Source organism: Amycolatopsis sp. MEPSY49 (assembly GCF_051337345.1).
In the GTDB taxonomy this organism is placed as follows: Bacteria; Actinomycetota; Actinomycetes; order Mycobacteriales; family Pseudonocardiaceae; genus Amycolatopsis.
In genome coordinates this window covers 13,918-31,201 of the sequence record NZ_JBDLYJ010000012.1, presented here as the reverse complement: position 1 = coordinate 31,201, position 17,284 = coordinate 13,918, and the positions used below count along the sequence as shown (strand labels likewise).

Sequence of the window (17,284 nt, the reverse complement as noted above, 5' to 3'; positions counted from 1 at the left end):
GGGCGATGGGGCAGCGGGACCACGCGACGATCGAGACTCTCGAAGGGGCCGTCGCGCGGCTTGACGTACGGCGCGGCGCCTGGCTCGTCGGGCGCGCGCCCGAAGCGGACCTGAAGCTCTATTCGGAACGGGTGAGCCCGCGGCATGCCTGGCTCAGGCGCGACCCGCGGGGTACCTGGGTGTCCGACGCAGGTTCCCGCGCCGGCACCTTCGTCAACGGCGAAGCCCTGGCGCCGCGGCAAGCACGGCTGCTGCACGACGGTGACCGCGTCTCCTTCGGGCCGATCACCACCGTCTACTCGGACCTCCACGCGGCCGGGGACGAACCGGTGTTCGCCACCGTTCCCGCCGCACGCACCGGGGCGCTCGCGCTCGTCGCCGGGCCCGTTCTGTTCGTCACCGGGTTCGGGATCGGGGCCGCGCGAGTGCTCCGGCACTTCGACGCCGGGCCCGAGATCGGACTCGGGCTGCTGGTGGCCGGCTTGGCGGTCTCGGCACTCGGGCTGGCACGGGCGCGCCGGCGTACGGCGCGCCCGCGGCGGCCGTCATCCGTCCACAATGGAAGGGTCCACAGTGGACGTTGACGACGGCGCCGGTGCCCTGTGGCCCAGCTCCGCCGTCGGTACGTCTCCCGCGCCGTCGCCGCGAGAGTCCGGGGGTCAAGCGCCGGACTGACGTGAATGACTCATTCATGTCGCCTGACGACATGAATGAGTCATTCACGTCGCTCGGGGTCCGGCCTCCGACGATGGTGCGGCCACCGGGCTCCTTCCGCCGCAGGTCGACGACCCCACTCTGGCACAGCCCTTCCCCTGGGACCCTCCGCCGCGCTACCGTGAACGTACTAGTTCGTACATTAATCCGGAGGGCGACGCGTGACCAGCTACCTGATCGGACTCGTCGGCACCGGCATCGGGCCGTCCGCCAGCCCGGCGCTGCACGAACGCGAGGCCGACGAGCTCGGCCTCCGCTACGTCTACCGCCTGCTGGACCTCGACGCGCTGCGCCGCCCGGTCGCCGACGTCCTGGCCGCGGCCCGGCTCGCCGGCTTCGACGGCCTCAACGTCACGCACCCGGCGAAGCAGCTGGTCGTGGCGCACCTCGACGAGCTGTCGCCCGAGGCCGCCGCGCTCGGCGCGGTCAACACCGTCGTCTTCGAGGGAGGCCGCGCGATCGGGCACAACACCGACGCGACCGGCTTCGCCCGCAGCCTCACCCGCGGCCTGCCGGACGTCCGGATGGACGAGGTCGTCCTGCTGGGCGCCGGGGGAGCGGGCGCCGCGGTGGCGCACGCGCTCCTGTCGCTGGGCACCGGCCGGCTCACCGTCCACGACGTCGACGGCGAGCGCGGCACGAAGCTCGTCGAGGCTCTCAAGCGCCGCTTCGGTGCGAACCGCGCGCAGACCGGCGGCCTCGACGCCGTCCACCGCGCCGACGGCCTGGTGCACGCCACCCCGACCGGGATGGCCGCCCATCCCGGCTCGCCGCTCCCGGCCGAGTACCTGCGGCCGGAGCTGTGGGTCGCCGACATCGTCTACCGCCCGCTGGAAACCGCGCTGCTGGCCGAAGCCCGCGCCCGCGGCTGCCGCGTGCTGCACGGCGGCGGCATGGTCGTCCTGCAGGCCGCCGAGTCGTTCCGGCTGTTCACCGGCGTCGAACCGGATCCGGCGCGGATGCTGCGCCACTTCGACGCCCTCGAGGGGGAGGCCGCCCGTGCCGCCTGAACCGCGTACCGCGATCGCCACCGTCTGCCTCTCCGGGACGCTCGAGGACAAGCTCGCCGCGGCCGCCGCGGCCGGGTTCGACGGCGTCGAGCTGTTCGAGAACGACCTGGTGGTCTCCCCGAGCAGCCCGGCCGAAATCCGCCGCCGCTGCGCGGACCTCGGCCTCTCGATCGACCTCTACCAGCCGTTCCGCGACTTCGAAGCCGTCCCGCCGGCCGTCCACGCGGCCAACCTGCGCCGGGCGCGGCACAAGTTCGACGTCATGGCCGAACTGGGCACCGACACGGTGCTGGTCTGCTCGTCCGTCTCGCCGGACGCGATCGACGACGACGAGCTCGCCGCCGAACAGCTGCACGCCCTGGCGGACGCCGCCCACGAGCGGGGGATGCGGATCGCGTACGAAGCGCTGGCCTGGGGCCGGCACGTCAGCGGCTACGAACACGCGTGGCGCATCGTGCGCCGCGCCGCGCACCCCGCCCTCGGCGTGTGCCTGGACAGCTTCCACATCCTGTCGAAGGGCCACGACCCGGCACCGATCCGCGCGATCCCCGGCGACAAGATCTTCTTCCTGCAGCTCGCCGACGCGCCCGAGCTGCCGATGGACGTCCTGCCGTGGAGCCGGCACCACCGGCTCTTCCCCGGCCAGGGCGACTTCGACCTGACGGCGTTCACCGGGCACGTCCTGGCCTCGGGCTACCGCGGCCCGCTGTCCCTCGAAGTCTTCAACGACGTGTACCGGCAGGCCGACCCGCGCCCGGCCGCGGTCGACGCGATGCGGTCGCTGCTGGCGCTGCAGGATTCGCTCGGCGTCCTGGACGTCCCGCCCGCGCCCGCGTTGACGGGCCACACGTTCGCCGAGGTCGTCACCGACCCGGGCGCGGGGAAGATCCTGGCGTCGCTCGGCTTCGCGCGCACCGGCGTCCACCGCACCAAGCCGGTCGAGCTGTGGGAACAGGGCGAGGCCCGGGTGGTGGTCAACGAGGGCGGCGCGGCGCACGGCGCCGTCGGCGCGGTGGCGCTGGCCAGCACCGATCCGGCCCGGTCGGCCCGCCGGGCGGAGGCCCTGCTCGCGCCGGTCCTGCCGCGGGTGCGCGGCCCGCGCGAGGCGGATCTGGCCTCGGTCGCGGCGCCGGACGGCACCCAGGTCTTCCTCTGCGGCGACGACTGGCGCGACGACTTCGTGCACACCGGCGAAACGGCGGCCGGCGCGGGAATCCTCGGCATCGACCACGTGGCGCTCACCCAGCCCTTCGACCACTTCGACGAGGCGGCGCTGTTCTACCGGTCGGTGTTCGGGCTGACGCCGTCCCCGGTGGCCGAGTTCGCGGCGCCGTTCGGGCTGGTGCGCAGCCGCGCGGTGGCGGCCGGGGAGGTGCGGCTGACGCTGGACAGCGCCCTGGTCCGCCGCGGCGAATGGGCGCCGGCGGTCCCCGAACCGCAGCACGTGGCGTTCGCCTGCGCGGACGCGCTCGCGGCGGCCGCGGCGATGCGGGCCGCGGGTGCGCCGCTGCTGGCGATCCCCGCAAACTACTACGACGACCTCGGAGCCCGCCTGGACCTGCCGCCCGAGCGGCTGGCCGCGCTGCGGGAACACTCGGTCCTGTACGACCGGGACGCCCACGGCGAGTTCCTGCACTTCTACACGGCGCTGGCCGGGGCCCGGGTGTTCTTCGAGGTCGTGCAGCGGATCGGCGGGTACCGCGGGTACGGCGTGGCCAACGCGCCGGTGCGGATGGCCGCGCACCGCGCGCGCCGGGAGACCGGGGCACCCGCGACAACGGCCGTGTGATCAGCGAGAACCACGCGACGCGTGCGACCGCCGCCCCGGGAACCCTTTCCCGGGGCGGTTTTCGTCGTGCCGCCCGCGCCGGGCCGCGCGGCTTTCCCGCTTCCTGCGGTGAAAAACGGCCTGGACACCTTCCTATCAGGACGACTTCCGCCGCCCGGTCGTCAGTCCCCGGTAACCGCCCGGCTACTCGGCGTACAACTGCCCGGTGCGTTTACAACGTTCCGGCAACCGCCTTGACACCGCCTGTGGTACGTACCACTCTAACCCCAACATTGGTCTACACCATTTGGGGCGCTCGGCCACGGTGGCCGGGCAGGGAAGGACGGCATCGAGTGAAACGCTGGCTCAAGCTGGCGGCGGGCGCCGCCGCAGTAACGCTCGCGACCGCAGGCTGCGCGGGCTCCGGCGGAACCGACACGGCCGCGTCGTCGAGTGGCGCTCCCGCGCAGATCACCGGCGACGTCACGGTCTGGCTGATGACGGGTTCCGCGCCGGCTTCGCTGACCGACGCGCTGAACAAGGAGTTCGAGGCGGCCCACCCGGGCGTCAAGGTCAAGTACGAAGTCCAGCAGTGGGACGGCATCCAGCAGAAGCTGACCACCGCGCTGGCCAGCGGCGCGCCGCCGGACGTCATCGAGATCGGCAACACGCAGACCGCGGCGTTCGCCTCGCAGGACGGCGCGCTGACCGACCTCACCGGGGACAAGGACAGCTTCAACGGCGGGCAGTGGCTGAAGGGCCTTGCCGACTCGGGCACCTACGACGGCAAGGTCTACGGCGTCCCGTTCTACGCGGCCAACCGCGAGGTCATCTACCGCAAGGACATGTTCGAGCAGGCCGGCATCGCCAAGCCGCCGACGTCGAACGACGAGTGGCTCGACGCGATCACCAAGCTGAAGACGAAGTTCGGCTCCGACCCCGACTTCCAGGCGCTCTACATGCCGGGCCAGAACTGGTACGCCCTGCTGTCGTTCATCTGGGACAACGGCGGTGACATCGCCCAGGCCGACGGCAAGAACTACAAGGCGACGCTGGACGGCGCCGGCGCGAAGGCGGGCCTCGACTTCTACAAGAAGCTCGTCGACACCTCCGGCACCAAGGCGCCGAAGGACGCCGACGAGGCCAAGCCGCAGCAGGCGACCGTCTACGGCGCCGGCAAGGTGGCCATGATGATCGGCCTCCCGTGGGAACTGGCCACCGCGGCCAAGACCGACGCGAGCCTGACCGGCAAGACCGGCGCCTTCGCGATCCCGAGCAAGAACGCGGGCCAGAGCGCCCCGGTCTTCCTGGGCGGCTCCAACCTGGCCATCCCGGCCAACGCCAAGAACGCGGCCGCGGCCAAGGAGTACATCAAGCTGCTCTCCAGCCCGAAGTACCAGAGCCAGCTCGCCGCCGCCGGCGTCGTGCCCGGCACGTCGACCGACCTCACCGGCCTGGACAAGGACCCGCTGGGCAGCGTGATGGCGAAGGCTTCGGCCAACGGCAAGGCCGTGCCGGCCAGCCCGAAGTGGGGTGACGTGGAGTCCGGCCAGAACCCGGTCAAGGACATGCTGACCGCGTACCTGACCGGCAAGAAGACGCTCGACCAGGCGACCGCCGACGCCAACGCAGCGCTGAACAAGCTCATCGGCGGATGACAGCGACCGCGAATGTGACGATGCCGGCGGGGGCGACCCCGCCGGCATCGCCGCGCGACGCGCGGGCCAAGAAGCGCAGGCCGGGCCGGTTCGGCGACCGGGTGCTCCCGTACCTGCTGCTCCTCCCCGCTCTCGCGGCGATCCTCGTGCTGCTCGCCTGGCCGCTGGTCCAGGTGCTCGCGATCAGCTTCCGCAAGCTCGACATCGGCCAGCTGATCTCCGGCAAGACGATCTGGATCGGCTTCGACAACTACACGAACATCCTCTCGGACCCCGAGTTCTGGACGATCACGGTCCGGACGCTCGTCTTCACGGCGTCGATCGTGGCCGCCACCATCCTCGGCGGCCTGCTCCTGTCGGTGCTCATGCGCCACCTCGACCCGGTCGTCCGGATCATCCTGCAGGTCACGCTGGTGCTCGCCTGGGCGACCCCGGTGATCGCGACGACCACGGTGTTCCAGTGGATCTTCGACGAGCAGTACGGCATCCTCAACAAGACCCTCGACCGGCTCGGGTTCCACGGCTTCATCGGGTTCTCCTGGTTCTCCAGCGGAGCCAGCACGCTGACGGTGATCGGGCTGCTCATCGTGTGGCAGGCCGTGCCGTTCGTGACGTTCTCGCTGTACGCGGGCCTGATCGGCGTGCCGCGCGAGCAGTACGAGGCCGCCGGCATCGACGGCGCCAGCGGGTGGCAGACGTTCCGCGCGGTCACCTGGCCCGCGATCCGGCCGATCACCACGATGGTGACCTTCCTGTCGGTGCTGTGGGACTTCAACGCCTTCGCCCAGATCTGGGCGATCCGCGAGGGCGGCCCGGACGGCGGGAGCACCACGCTGGCCGTCGTGCTCTACCTCAAGGGCATCGCGGGCAACCACTTCGGCGCGGCGGGCGCGATCGCGACCCTGATGCTGATCGTGCTGGCGCTCATCACCGGCCGGTACATCCAGCTGCTGGTCCGGACCCCGGAAGGTGATCTGAAGTGAGGAAACCGCTGTCGCAGCGGATCGCGCTGTCGGTCGTCGGCGTCATCGTGGCGCTGCTGATCGTCTTCCCGACGTACTGGATGTTCGTCACGTCGCTGCGCACGCCCGGCGAGATCCTCTCGCCCAAGTACGACCTGATCCCGACGTCGTTCTCGTTCGGCAACTTCGCCACCGCGCTCGGCAAGGACAACTTCCCGGTCTACCTGATGAACAGCCTGATCGTCACGGTCGGGTCGGTGCTCTGCGCGCTGATCGCCGGGACGCTGGCGGCCATCCCGCTTTCGCGGCTGCGCTTCACCGGCCGCAAGGGCTTCCTGGTGCTGGTCATGGTGGCCCAGCTGGCCCCGGTGTCGGCGCTGTTCATCCCGCTGTTCCTGCTGATGCGGGACGCCGGGCTGCTCAACACGCTGCCGTCGCTGCTGCTGATCTACTTCGCGACCACGCTGCCGTTCACGGTCTGGATGCTCTACGGCTTCGTCAACGGGATCCCGTACGAGCTGGAGGAGGCCGCGATGATCGACGGCTGCAGCCAGACCGGCGCGTTCCGCCGGGTGACGCTGCCGCTGCTCGGCCCGGGGCTGGTCACCACGTCGGTGTTCAGCTTCATCACGGCGTGGAACGAGTACCTGTTCGCGCTCGTGTTCATCCGGGACAAGCCGAAGGAGACGCTGCCGGTGTGGCTGGCGTCGTTCCGCACGGCGTTCGCGACCGACTGGGGCGGGGTGATGGCCGCGTCGGTCATCTACGCGATCCCGGCGCTGGTGTTCTTCCTGATCGTGCAGCGCAAGCTCGTGGCCGGCGTCGCCGCCGGCGCGGTGAAGGGGTAGCCGGTGACATCTGCCGAGAAGCTCGCCGAAGCCGTCCTCCTGCCCGGGTTCGCCGGGACGACCGCGCCGGACTGGCTGCGCAGACGCGTCGCCGAAGGCCTGGGCGGGGTGGTGCTGTTCGGCCGCAACGTCGTCGACGACGAGCAGGTCGCGGCGCTCACCGCGCAGCTGCGGGGTGAGCGGGACGGCGTCGTGGTCGGGATCGACGAAGAGGGTGGCGACGTCACCCGCCTCGACGTCAACACGGGCTCGTTCGTGCCGGGGCCGCTGGCGCTCGGCGCGGCCGACGACCCGGAGCTGACCACGGCGGTCGCCGCCGCGCTCGGCGAACGGCTGGCGGCCTGCGGGGTCACGCTCAACCTGGCGCCGTGCGCGGACCTGACCCTGGCGGCCGAGGACCCGATCATCGGCGTCCGGGCGTTCGGGTCCGACCCGGCGAAGGCGTCGCCGCACGTCGCGGCGTACGTAACCGGGCTGCAGAAGTACGGCGTCGCGGCCTGCGCCAAGCACTTCCCGGGCCACGGCGCGGCGACCGAGGACTCGCACGTGGCGCTGCCGGTGCTGCCCCGGACCGTCGAAGAGCTGCGGGAGATCGAGCTGGTCCCGTTCGCCGCGGCGATCCGGGCCGGCGTGCGATCGGTGATGTCGGGGCACCTGGTCGTCCGGGCCTGGGGCGAGGAGCCGGCGACGCTCAACCGGGTCGCGCTCACCGACGTCCTGCGCGGCGAGCTCGGCTTCACCGGGGCCGTCATCACGGACGCCCTGGAGATGGGCGCGGTGTCCGGGGCTTACGGCAAGCACGACGGCCTCGGCCGGTCCGCCGTCCGGGCGTTGGCCGCGGGGGCGGACGCGCTGTGCCTCGGCGGCGCGGCGTTCGAAGCCGACCACCTGGACGCGTGCGTGTCGGCGGTCGTGGCCGCGGTCGCGGCAGGGGAGCTGCCCTTGGAGCGGCTGGCGGAGGCGGCTGCGCGGACAGCCGCGCTGGGCACCGACCCGGCGCCGGCCGCGGTGGGCCCGGTGGACCGGCGGCTCGGCCTCGAGGCGGCCCGCAAGGCCCTGCGCGTCCAGGGCTCGCCGAGGTTGGCCGGGCCGCCGCTGGTGGTCGACGTCCAGACCGAGCCGACGATCGCGGCCGGCCCGATGCCGTGGGGCCTCGGCGCCCACCTGGCCGAGCTGGTGCCGGGCACGCGGACGCTCACCGCGACCCCGGACGACGCGGCCGCGGTCCTCGAAGCGGCGCGGGACTTCCGCAGCGTCGTCGTGGTCACCCGCGAGGCGCACCGGCACCCGCGGGTGCGCGAGCTGCTGGCCGCGTTGTCCACTGTGGACTTCATCCGGGTGGAGACCGGGGTGCCCGGGCCGGCCGACGGTGCCGGGCCGCGGATCGACACGTTCAGCGGCTCCTGGGTGAGCCTGCGCGCGGCGGCCGAGTACCTGGCCTGAGCTCGTCCGTGACGAAGCCCCGCTTCCCGGCGGGGCTTCGTCCTTTTTGCCGCATCTCCAGACGCCGCCCCGGCTTTTGTACGGGGCTTGTATCGCCGGGCGCCATTCTGTCCGCACACCACGACTGGAGGACGGACAAATGAGAATTCGGATCGGGAAGCGTGCGGCGGGCGTCGTCGGCATCGCCGCGTCGATCGTGCTGGTCGGCGCCACCCCGGCCCTGGCCGCGACGGGCACGGTGCACACCGACTCGGGCGCGCCGCTGACCGTGCGCTCGGCGCCGAGCACGAGCGCGGCCTCGGCGGGCACGGTCGCCGACGGCACCGCCGTGGACATCGACTGCCAGACCACCGGCGAGACGGTCACCGGGAAGTACGGGACCAGCAACATCTGGGACCACGTTCCGGGCGGCTACATCACCGACACCTACGTCTACACCGGCTCCGACGGCCGGATCGCGCCGGACTGCACCGACGTGCCCACCGTGCCGACCGAGGTGTGTTCGACCTCCGGGCTGGGCGACCCGAACACCTGCGCCCAGGCGGTCACGAAGGCGAAGTCGCGGGTCCACACGAACTACGACTCGTCCTACGACGGCTGGTGCGACCGCATCAACGCCCAGAACTACGGCTTCACCGCGAGCGGCTCGACCACGGCGTACGTGCACTGGACGCAGATCCCCAGCCAGTACAAGCACCCGGGCAGCCTCGACGTCCCGGCGGGCGGCCTGGCGTTCTTCTCCAACGGCGGCGCGGGCCACACGATGATCTCCATCGGCGGCGGCAAGTTCCTGTCGAACGACATCAACGGCGCGGGCACGTACACGGAGACGACGATCGCGCAGATCAAGAGCAAGTGGGGCCAGACCTACCTCGGCTGGTCGCAGCCGTGGTTCAAGGTGAACCACTGACCCGCTGAGGCGGGGGAGCGGGTCTCGCCGGCACTGGGGGCGGCGAGACCCGCCCACGGCGACGTCGGCTTGGCGGAGAGCCGGCCGCCGGCGTTCGGGCCGGGCCCGGATGCCGGGCGCAGAGCGGCTCATGGTGCGGAATCCGGCGCTGCTCACCATCCCCGGGCAGCGCTGGGAGCCGGCGAAAGGGGATGCGACCGGCTTCGCGGGACACCGGCCACCCTCACCGCCGGCACTGAACCCGATCGGCCCCTGCCCACCTCCCCCGGGCAGGGGCCGCCTGGCGCTCGAACTCGGCTACTCCGTGCGCTTCATGTGGTGCAGCACGAAAATCCCGCCGATCGGCGGCCGGTCGCGGCGCTCGTGGTCGGTCGCGACGTACTCGTCCAGCACCGCCAGGATCCGGCGGTCCAGCTCCTCGACCTCGTCGGGGGACAGGTGCAGCAGGAACTTCTCGTGCACCGCAACCGACTCCGGCCCCGCCGCCCGGATCTCCTCCTGGAAGATCTCGATCGGCGCGAACCTCGTCTCCGCGTCGGCTTCGGACAACGGCCCGTCGAGCCACCACGTCTCGTTGTTCGACTTGTACGGCTTCTCCAACGCCCCGCTCGCGCCCGTCCGGACCGGGGCCGGCTCCAGCAAGCCCGCCGCCACCAGCTGGCGGACGTGGTGCAGGACCGTGCCCGGGTCGCGGTCCAGGCGGTCGGCCAGCTGCTTGTTCGTCAGCTCTTCGACCAGGCACAACCGCATGATGCGCAGCCGCAGCGGGTGGCCGAGGGCCTTGGCCTCCTCCGGCGTCGCCGGGCGCCGGCGGCGGGGTTCCGTCATGAGCGGAGCGTAGTCCATCGATGGAATCGAGTCACATCGATGGAGAAAACTCCATCGATGTGCGATCCTCCATTCATGACCACCGCGTTCTGGCGGCTGTGGACCGCTGCCGGCTTGTCGAGCCTTGCCGACGGCGTCCTGAAGGTCGCCTTGCCGCTGATCGCGGTCGGCTACACCCGCGAGCCGGCCCTCATCGCCGGGCTCGCCTTCGCCTTCAGCCTGCCGTGGCTGCTCCTCGCGCTGCCCGCCGGCGCGCTGGTCGACCGGCTCGACCGCCGCCGCGCGATGCTCGCCGCCAACCTCGTCCGCGGTGGGCTCCTCGCCGCCGTAACCCTGCTGACCGTCTTCGGCGCGGGCTCGATCTGGGCGTTCTACGTCGTCGCCGTCGGGGTCGGCTGTGCCGAAACCGTCTACGACACCGCGGCGCAGTCGATCGTCCCGCAGGTCGTCGGGCGCGAGCAGCTGGCCCGCGCCAACGGCCGGATGTTCGCCGCCGAGCAGACCGCCAACGAGTTCGCCGGCCCGCCGCTCGCCGGCGTGCTGGCCGCCGCCGGCGTAGCCGCCGCGCTCGTGACCCCCGTGGCGCTGTGGGCCGTCGCCGTCGCGGCCCTGCTGCTCGTGCGCGGCGCGTACCGGATCCCGCGCGAGAGCCGCACCACCCTGCGCGCGGACATCGCCGAAGGACTGCGTTTCCTGCTGCGGCACAAGGTGTTGCGGACGTTCTCGCTCATGGTCGGCACGTTCAACTTCGCCACCGGCGCGACCTTCGCCGTCCTCGTCCTCTACGCGGTCGGGCCCGGCTCGGCGATGGGACTGTCCGCACCGGCGTTCGGCCTGCTGATGGCCACGAGCGCCGCGGGCGGGCTGACCGGGTCGCTGCTCGCCGAAGCCGTCGAACGCCGCCTGGGCCGGATCCGTGCGCTGTGGATCTCCTGGCTCACCGGCGGGCTCACGGTCGGCACGCTCGCGGTGACCGCGAACCCGTACGCTGTCGGCGCGGGCTTCTTCCTAGGCGGCACCGGCGTCATGGTGTCCAATGTGGTCATGGTGTCACTGCGCCAGCGCCTCACCCCGGACCGGCTCCTGGGCCGGCTCAACAGCAGCCACCGCCTGGTGGCGTGGGGGACGAAGTCCCTCGGCGCCCTCGCGGGCGGCGCGATCGCCCAAATATCGGGTCTGCGCACGGTGTTCGTGGTGATGGCGGTGCTGGCCTTCGCCGTCGTGGCCGGCCTCCGCGTCGTGACCGAGGACGCCCTCGCTCAGAGCGGGTGCGTTTCCACGTAAGCGTTCCACACCTTCTTCGGCACGCACATCCGCCACGCGTCGAGGACGAGTTCGCGCATCTCCTCGGCGTCGATCGCCGCGAGCCGGCACCGCACCCACTGGTAGCGCAGGTCCGACGGCTCGGGCATGAGGAACTTCTCCGGCTCGCCGGCGACCAGCGCGTCCCGCTGGTCGCGCGGATAGCCGAAGCCCAGCACGGTCTCGTCCCGCGACAGTGCCGCGAACACGATCTGCCCGACCCGGAACTTGGGCCGGTCCCGCACGACGGCTTCGTACGCGCGGGGGAGCGTCAGGGCGAACGCGCGGACCTCGTCACCGGTGACCATGCCCGTCAGTAAACCGCAAAAGCCGGCGGCGCGGGGTGCGTCCGCGCCGCCGGCTTTCGCCGAGCGTCAGGCCCGGCAGGTCTTGCCGCGGTTCACGCAGTTGACCAGCCCGTTCATGATCCGCTGCGACATCACGTTCGCGAAGTCGTCGTGATCGGAGAACGGGTTGTGCTTCTCCTGCGGGAAAGCGTCCACTTTGTACTGCTTCTTGACCTGGATGTCGTGCGGGATGTCGTAGGTCAGCGAGATCTGCAGCTGCGGAACGGCCTTGAAGCCCTTGGCGCACCGGCCGAACTGGTCCGGGAACACGATGTGCGTGCGGTGGTTGGCGCTGTCGGTGTTCTTCCCGTCCCAGCAGCTCGGGAACGTGTGGACCCGCTTGACCTTGCTGTTCTGCGGGCAGATCGGGTACTTGTCCGTGACGCGGTTCTCGAACCCGGTGCACGTCCAGCTCGCCCGGGCGTTGGCCGGCCCGTTGGTCGACACCTTCGCGTCGCCGTAGAGCACGCGCAGGAACTTCGGCATCGCCACGACCTTGCCCACCGGGCTGCCGCGGAAGGTGATCTGGACCTTCTGCGGGCGCAGGATCTTGCCGTCGTTGCCCGGCAGCTCGTTGTTCTCGTCCTGCCCGGGCAGCGCGCCGCCGGGGGCCGAGGTGCTCGGCGGCGGGGTCGGCGTGCCGGTGTCCTTGCCCGGCTTCGGCGCGCACGGCGCCAGGCCGCCGAGGTCCCGCGGCTTCGGCGCGAACCGGCCGATCGCGATGGCGATGCGGTCGATGATCGCGGCGCGCCGGTCCTTGAGCGGGTTCAGGATCGCGTTCTGCACGAAGTTGGCGCCGCCCTGGCCCTGCGTCGCCGCGATGCGCTGGTTGGCCTCGTCGGTCTGCGTGTCGAGCTGGTCGAGGTTGCTGTCCACCTCGGCCATGGCCTGGTCGGGGACGTCGGCGAGCCTGCTGGCGACGTCCGGGCAGGCGACCTGGACGCTCTTGGCCTCCTGGTCGGCCTGCACGCGGTCGCCGTCGGGCTTCTTCGCGGGCTCGTTCTTCTCCTCCTCGCCGGTGTCGATGCGCACGACCGGCCAGAAGTAGGCGGACTTGTCGCCGTTGCGGCAGGTGGTGCCGGCCTTCACGAGGCTCTTGTTGTTCGAGTCGGCGTTGGTGGAGAGGTTGCCGACGTAGTCGTGCAGGTGCTGGGCGCCGTTGCGGACGCCGGGCTGGGCGATGAAGTTGTCGGGGTTGAAGTGGCCGTTCTCGTTGCGGCCGCAGTCGACGGTGAAGGTGCCGGTCGCCGCGCCGTAGACCGGGCGCGGGTCGAACTGGTTCGGCTGGACCTTCAGGATGTCGACGAAGAACGCGGGGTTCGCTTCGTCGGCGCTCGCTTCACCGGTGTTGCCGGTGGTCGTCGCGACGACGATGCCGCCGACCGCGATCGCGAGCGCGAGGCCGCCGGTCGCGATCTTGGTTCTGCGGGAAATGCGATGGCGCCCTTGGGTGCGGGACATGGATCCTCCGGGGTGTCGGGCTGGCGGGAACGCGCGACACTGGCGGCGCGAGCCCAGGCTCGTACCCACCAGGTACTGCGTCGGCGGGACGGAACGACGCCCGCGCCGGCCACCGACCCGACATCGGTGGGTGCGCGGCCACCTGCCCGTGGCCACGCCGTCAACCGGCTGGTTATCGTTCCGTGATGGAAGCTACACCGGGGTTTGACACCGGGCAAGAAGGTATTTCCGGCAATCACGAACCGTTGTTCCGGGTTCTCGTCTGCGTAGTCGGGCGAGTGCGCGAAAACGTCTCGGAAATCGAGGAAGAATGGCGGACGCGAAAAAAGCGGGCAGGACGGCCCGCACCTGGATCACGCTGGATCGCCGCGCGTGTCCCGCTCCGGCCTGCTCGGGTGTGCGGCCATCCTGGGCCGCTGACCGGCGTGTTGTCCAGCTTCGGCGGGTGTGGCGAAAAACTTTGAACCGATCCGAACTCCCGTCCGTATCCCTGGGTGAGACCCGCCGAATGCCCGCTGGCCGAATGCGCCCCGGCGCGGCAGAATCCGTGCCCATGGCACGGTACGGAACCCAGTTCGGCCCGGACATCACATTCCTGGGCGTCGAGCGCTGCGATTGGGCGGACGCCGCCACTTATCGCGGCGCCGACGTCGTCATTCTCGGCGCGCCGTTCGACGGCGGGACCTCGCACCGCCCGGGGACCCGGTTCGGCCCGCAGTACATCCGCCAGAGCTGCTACCTCCCGCACGACGGCTCTCGCCCGTCGCTGGCGCTGCGCGTCGACGGGCTCAAGGACCTCGCGGTCTACGACGCCGGCGACGTCGAGATGTACTCGGGCGACGCCGAGCGCTCGGTCCGCTCGTTGCAGGAAGCCGTGTACGCGGTCACGGCGAACGGCGCGATCCCGCTGGTCCTCGGCGGCGACCACACGATCGCCTGGCCGGACGCCGCCGGCGTCGCCCAGCACCTGGGGCAGGGCCGTGTGTCGATGATCCACTTCGACGCGCACGCCGACACCGGCGACATCGCGTTCGGCTCGCTGGTCGGCCACGGCCAGCCGATGCGCCGGCTGATCGAGTCCGGCGCGGTCCGCGGCGACCGCTTCCTGCAGATCGGCCTGCGCGGCTACTGGCCGGAACCGGCGACGCTCGACTGGATGGCGGCCCAGCGGATGCGGTCCTACGAGATGACCGAAGTCGTGGCACGCGGCCTCGAGGAGTGCCTCACCGAAGCGTTCGGCATCGCGCTGGACGAGTGCGACGGCGTGTTCCTGTCGGTGGACATCGACGTCTGCGACCCCGGCCACGCACCGGGCACGGGGACGCCGGAGCCGGGCGGCCTGACGGCCCGCCAGCTGCTGGACTCGGTCCGGCGGATCGCGTACGAACTGCCGGTCGCCGGGATCGACGTCGTGGAGGTGTCACCACCGTACGACCAGGCCGAGATCACGTCGTTCCTGGCGAACCGGGTGGTCCTGGAGGCGTTGTCGGGCATCGCGCGCCGCCGTCGCGACGCCGCCGACGGCACCACCTGGGACCCGAAGCTGCCGCTGCTGGCCGACCGCCCGGACCGACGTGAATGACTCATTCATGTCACCAGACGACATGAATGAGTCATTCACGTCATCGCAGCGCGGCCGATCCGGTCGCCCGCACGTCATGAACGGGTCGTTCACCTCGTCAGACGACATGAACGACCCTTTCATGACATCGCCGCGACGCCGGGCACGTCATCGCAGCGCGGCCGATCCGGTCGCCCGCACGTCATGAACGGGTCGTTCACCTCGTCAGACGACATGAACGACCCTTTCATGACATCGCCGCGACGCCGGGCACGTCATCGCAGCGGGGCCGGAGTCGCGGGGATGGCCGACAGAGCCGAGTCGAGGCGGTGGCCGACCGCGTGCCCCACCTGATCCCGCAGTTCCGCCAGCTTGTCGACGTCGATGCCCGTCGCGATGCCTTCGCGGTGGAAGAAGTCGACCAGGTCGTCCGTCGCGACGTTGCCCGACGCCCCCGGCGCGAACGGGCAGCCGCCGAGGCCGCCCAGCGCCGAGTCGAAGCGGCGGATGCCGAGCGACAGCCCTTCCCACGCGTTGGCCGCCGCGCGGCCGTACGTGTTGTGCAGGTGCAGGCCCAGCGGGACGTCCGGCAGCTCGTCGCGCACCGCGGCGACGGTCGCGCGCAGCCGGCCCGGCCGCGCCGCGCCGATCGTGTCGGCGAGGTGGACGACCCGGGCGCCGAGCCGGCCCAGGCGGGCTGCCACGTCGGCGGTCCGGTCCGGGTCCGTGTCGCCGTCGAACGGGCAGACGAACGCCGTCGCCACCGAAGCTTCGATCGCCACGCCCGCCTCCGCGAGCAGTGCGGCGCACGCGGCCAGCCGGTCGAGCGCCGCGTCCGTCGGGACGCCCGCGTTGGCGACACTGTGCCCGTCGCTGGCCGAGACGACCAGCCGCACCGCCTTCGCGCCCGCGTCGATCGCCTGGCGCGCGCCGCGTTCGGTGAAGACCAGGGTGTGCAGCACCGCCGGAGCGTCCAGCAGCGCCTTCACCACTTCACCGGTGTCGGCCATCTGCGGCACCCGGCGCGCGGAGACGAACGACCCGACCTCGAGGGACCGCACCCCGGCGTCGACGAGCCCGCGCGCGAGCCGCACCTTTTCGTGCGTGGGCACGGTGATCGGCTCGTCCTGCAGGCCGTCGCGCAGCACGACCTCGGTGAGGAGGACTTCGGTCATCAGATCACTCCACTCTCGCGGAGGCGGGTGACCGCCTCGCCGGTGACGCCGAGCTCGGCGAGCACGGCCTCGGTGTGTTCGCCCAGCTCCGGCCCGAGGGCGCGGGTCCGGCCGGGCCGCTCGGTCAGCGCCGGCACGATGCCGGGGAAGGTGACTTCGGTGTCGAGACCGGGCACCCGGTGCCGCTCGTGCATGCCGCGCGCGGTGAAGTGCGGGTCCTTCGCGATGTCGGCGGCGGTCAGGATCGGTCCACACGGGACGGACGCCGCGCGCAGCACCGCTTCGGCGGCCTCCTGGGTGAGCGTCGCCGTCCACGCGCCGATCGCGTCGTCGAGCAGGCCGGCGTGGGCGACCCGGCCGGCGTTGTCCGCGAACCGCGGGTCGGCCGCCAGGTCGGCGCGGCCGACGGCCCGCATCAGGCGGCGGAAGATCGCGTCGCCGTTGCCGCTGACCACGATGTACTTGCCGTCGGCGCAGCGGTAGGTGTTGGACGGTGCCACGCCGGGCAGCGCGGAACCGGCCGGCCCGCGCGTGACGCCGAACGCGTCGTAGTCCGGGAGCAGGGACTCCATCAGCGAATAGACCGCTTCGTACAGCGCGACGTCGACCACTTCGCCGGGGGTTTCGCCCGGCTCGCGCTCGCGGCGGAGCAGGCCCATCAGCGCGCCGATCACCGCGTAGAGCCCGGCGACGGAGTCGGCGAGGCTGACGCCGACCCGCGTCGGCGGCCGGTCGGGGTAGCCGGTGAGCGCGCGCAGCCCGCCGATCGCCTCGGCGACGCCGCCGAAGCCGGGCCGGTCGCGGTAGGGGCCGGTCTGGCCGTAGCCGGAGACGCGGACGACCACCAGCCGCGGGTTGAGCGCGCGGAGCTCGTCCGGGCCCAGGCCCCAGCGTTCGAGGGTGCCGGGGCGGAAGTTCTCCAGCAGGACGTCGCTGCGGGTGGCGAGCGCGCGGACGAGGTCCTGGCCTTCGGGCCGGCGCAGGTCGACGGTCACCGAGCGCTTGTTGCGGCCGAGCGTGCGGAACAGCAGCGACGTGTCGCCGTCGTGCAGCCGCCAGCGCCGGAGCTCGTCACCGGTGCCGGGGCGCTCGACCTTGACGACGTCGGCGCCGAAGTCCGCCAGGAGCCGGCCGGCGGTCGGCGCCGCGATGAAGTTGCCCAGTTCGACGACCCGGATGCCGGCGAGGGGTCCGGTTTGCTCGCTCATGCCCGACTCCAAATCACTATGTGAGTTGCAAACCCAGAATACGGGCGAGTGTCGAGGAGTCAACAGCGCGGAGCCTGGATAGACTGTGC

At 71.7% G+C, this 17,284-nt stretch carries 15 protein-coding genes; 10 read left to right on the top strand and 5 right to left on the bottom strand.

Annotated features, from left to right (window positions below; genetic code table 11):
* Positions 1-5: 5 nt before the first annotated feature.
* The 8 genes from ABFJ78_RS38425 to ABFJ78_RS38390 all read left to right on the top strand — a co-directional run bounded on the left by ABFJ78_RS38425 (position 6) and on the right by ABFJ78_RS38390 (position 9,313).
* Positions 6-584 carry an FHA domain-containing protein gene (locus ABFJ78_RS38425; RefSeq protein ID WP_436392361.1) on the top strand — a complete coding sequence of 193 codons (579 nt, stop codon included), beginning with the start codon at positions 6-8 and terminating at the stop codon, positions 582-584.
* Between the two features lie 291 nt (positions 585-875).
* Positions 876-1,724, top strand: a complete 849-nt coding sequence (locus ABFJ78_RS38420) for a shikimate dehydrogenase (RefSeq protein WP_436392360.1) — start codon at positions 876-878, stop codon at positions 1,722-1,724.
* Positions 1,714-3,513 carry a TIM barrel protein gene (locus ABFJ78_RS38415; protein WP_436392359.1) on the top strand — a complete coding sequence of 600 codons (1,800 nt, stop codon included), beginning with the start codon at positions 1,714-1,716 and terminating at the stop codon, positions 3,511-3,513. The genes ABFJ78_RS38420 and ABFJ78_RS38415 overlap by 11 nt, the downstream gene beginning before the upstream one ends.
* A gap of 332 nt (positions 3,514-3,845) precedes the next feature.
* Positions 3,846-5,150, top strand: coding sequence for a sugar ABC transporter substrate-binding protein (locus ABFJ78_RS38410; RefSeq protein ID WP_436392358.1), 1,305 nt, complete (start codon positions 3,846-3,848; stop codon positions 5,148-5,150).
* On the top strand, positions 5,147-6,133 hold the full coding sequence (locus ABFJ78_RS38405; protein ID WP_436392357.1) for a carbohydrate ABC transporter permease: 987 nt from the start codon (positions 5,147-5,149) through the stop codon (positions 6,131-6,133). The genes ABFJ78_RS38410 and ABFJ78_RS38405 overlap by 4 nt, the downstream gene beginning before the upstream one ends.
* Positions 6,130-6,960 (top strand): carbohydrate ABC transporter permease, encoded by an 831-nt coding sequence (locus tag ABFJ78_RS38400; protein WP_436392356.1) that lies wholly within the window; start codon positions 6,130-6,132, stop codon positions 6,958-6,960. Before ABFJ78_RS38405 ends, ABFJ78_RS38400 begins: the two co-directional genes overlap by 4 nt.
* Positions 6,961-6,963: 3 nt before the next feature.
* Positions 6,964-8,403, top strand: coding sequence for a glycoside hydrolase family 3 protein (locus tag ABFJ78_RS38395; RefSeq protein WP_436392355.1), 1,440 nt, complete (start codon positions 6,964-6,966; stop codon positions 8,401-8,403).
* A 139-nt stretch (positions 8,404-8,542) separates the two neighbouring features.
* The gene (locus ABFJ78_RS38390) at positions 8,543-9,313 is read left to right on the top strand and encodes a hypothetical protein (protein WP_436392354.1); all 771 of its coding nucleotides are present in this window, start codon (positions 8,543-8,545) and stop codon (positions 9,311-9,313) included.
* A gap of 297 nt (positions 9,314-9,610) precedes the next feature.
* Here the strand turns inward: ABFJ78_RS38390 and ABFJ78_RS38385 are convergent, their stop codons facing one another.
* Positions 9,611-10,141: an ArsR/SmtB family transcription factor gene (locus ABFJ78_RS38385; RefSeq protein ID WP_436392353.1), complete on the bottom strand. Its 531-nt coding sequence runs from the start codon at positions 10,139-10,141 to the stop codon at positions 9,611-9,613.
* A 75-nt stretch (positions 10,142-10,216) separates the two neighbouring features.
* Here ABFJ78_RS38385 and ABFJ78_RS38380 point away from each other — a divergent pair, with 75 nt between their 5' ends.
* Positions 10,217-11,425, top strand: coding sequence for an MFS transporter (locus tag ABFJ78_RS38380; protein WP_436392352.1), 1,209 nt, complete (start codon positions 10,217-10,219; stop codon positions 11,423-11,425).
* On the opposite strand, the gene ABFJ78_RS38375 is transcribed toward ABFJ78_RS38380, so the two are convergent.
* Complete coding sequence (locus ABFJ78_RS38375; protein WP_436392351.1) at positions 11,401-11,751, bottom strand: MmcQ/YjbR family DNA-binding protein; 351 nt, start codon at positions 11,749-11,751, stop codon at positions 11,401-11,403. The two genes, ABFJ78_RS38380 and ABFJ78_RS38375, sit on opposite strands and share 25 nt — an antisense overlap.
* A gap of 66 nt (positions 11,752-11,817) precedes the next feature.
* Entirely contained in the window at positions 11,818-13,251 is a 1,434-nt protein-coding gene (locus ABFJ78_RS38370; RefSeq protein WP_436392350.1) for a DUF1996 domain-containing protein, read from the bottom strand.
* Between the two features lie 553 nt (positions 13,252-13,804).
* Here ABFJ78_RS38370 and speB point away from each other — a divergent pair.
* Positions 13,805-14,833: an agmatinase gene (gene speB, locus ABFJ78_RS38365; protein ID WP_436392349.1), complete on the top strand. Its 1,029-nt coding sequence runs from the start codon at positions 13,805-13,807 to the stop codon at positions 14,831-14,833.
* A gap of 254 nt (positions 14,834-15,087) precedes the next feature.
* Here the strand turns inward: speB and ABFJ78_RS38360 are convergent, their stop codons facing one another.
* Together ABFJ78_RS38360 and ABFJ78_RS38355 are read right to left on the bottom strand one after the other, a co-directional pair.
* Positions 15,088-15,987 (bottom strand): hydroxymethylglutaryl-CoA lyase, encoded by a 900-nt coding sequence (locus ABFJ78_RS38360; protein WP_436392348.1) that lies wholly within the window; start codon positions 15,985-15,987, stop codon positions 15,088-15,090.
* The gene (locus ABFJ78_RS38355) at positions 15,987-17,195 is read right to left on the bottom strand and encodes a CaiB/BaiF CoA transferase family protein (protein ID WP_436392347.1); all 1,209 of its coding nucleotides are present in this window, start codon (positions 17,193-17,195) and stop codon (positions 15,987-15,989) included. The genes ABFJ78_RS38360 and ABFJ78_RS38355 overlap by 1 nt, the downstream gene beginning before the upstream one ends.
* Between the last annotated feature and the right edge of the window lie 89 nt (positions 17,196-17,284).

Bases quoted from the DNA above. Each gene is read 5' to 3' on its own strand.
- ABFJ78_RS38425 (WP_436392361.1), top strand. From the start codon at position 6: ATGGGGCAGCGGGACCACGCGACGATCGAGACTCTCGAAGGGGCCGTC.
- ABFJ78_RS38405 (WP_436392357.1), top strand. From the start codon at position 5,147: ATGACAGCGACCGCGAATGTGACGATGCCGGCGGGGGCGACCCCGCCG.
- ABFJ78_RS38390 (WP_436392354.1), top strand. From the start codon at position 8,543: ATGAGAATTCGGATCGGGAAGCGTGCGGCGGGCGTCGTCGGCATCGCC.
- ABFJ78_RS38385 (WP_436392353.1), bottom strand. From the start codon at position 10,141: ATGACGGAACCCCGCCGCCGGCGCCCGGCGACGCCGGAGGAGGCCAAG.
- ABFJ78_RS38380 (WP_436392352.1), top strand. From the start codon at position 10,217: ATGACCACCGCGTTCTGGCGGCTGTGGACCGCTGCCGGCTTGTCGAGC.
- ABFJ78_RS38375 (WP_436392351.1), bottom strand. From the start codon at position 11,751: ATGGTCACCGGTGACGAGGTCCGCGCGTTCGCCCTGACGCTCCCCCGC.
- ABFJ78_RS38370 (WP_436392350.1), bottom strand. From the start codon at position 13,251: ATGTCCCGCACCCAAGGGCGCCATCGCATTTCCCGCAGAACCAAGATC.
- speB (WP_436392349.1), top strand. From the start codon at position 13,805: ATGGCACGGTACGGAACCCAGTTCGGCCCGGACATCACATTCCTGGGC.
- ABFJ78_RS38360 (WP_436392348.1), bottom strand. From the start codon at position 15,987: ATGACCGAAGTCCTCCTCACCGAGGTCGTGCTGCGCGACGGCCTGCAG.
- ABFJ78_RS38355 (WP_436392347.1), bottom strand. From the start codon at position 17,195: ATGAGCGAGCAAACCGGACCCCTCGCCGGCATCCGGGTCGTCGAACTG.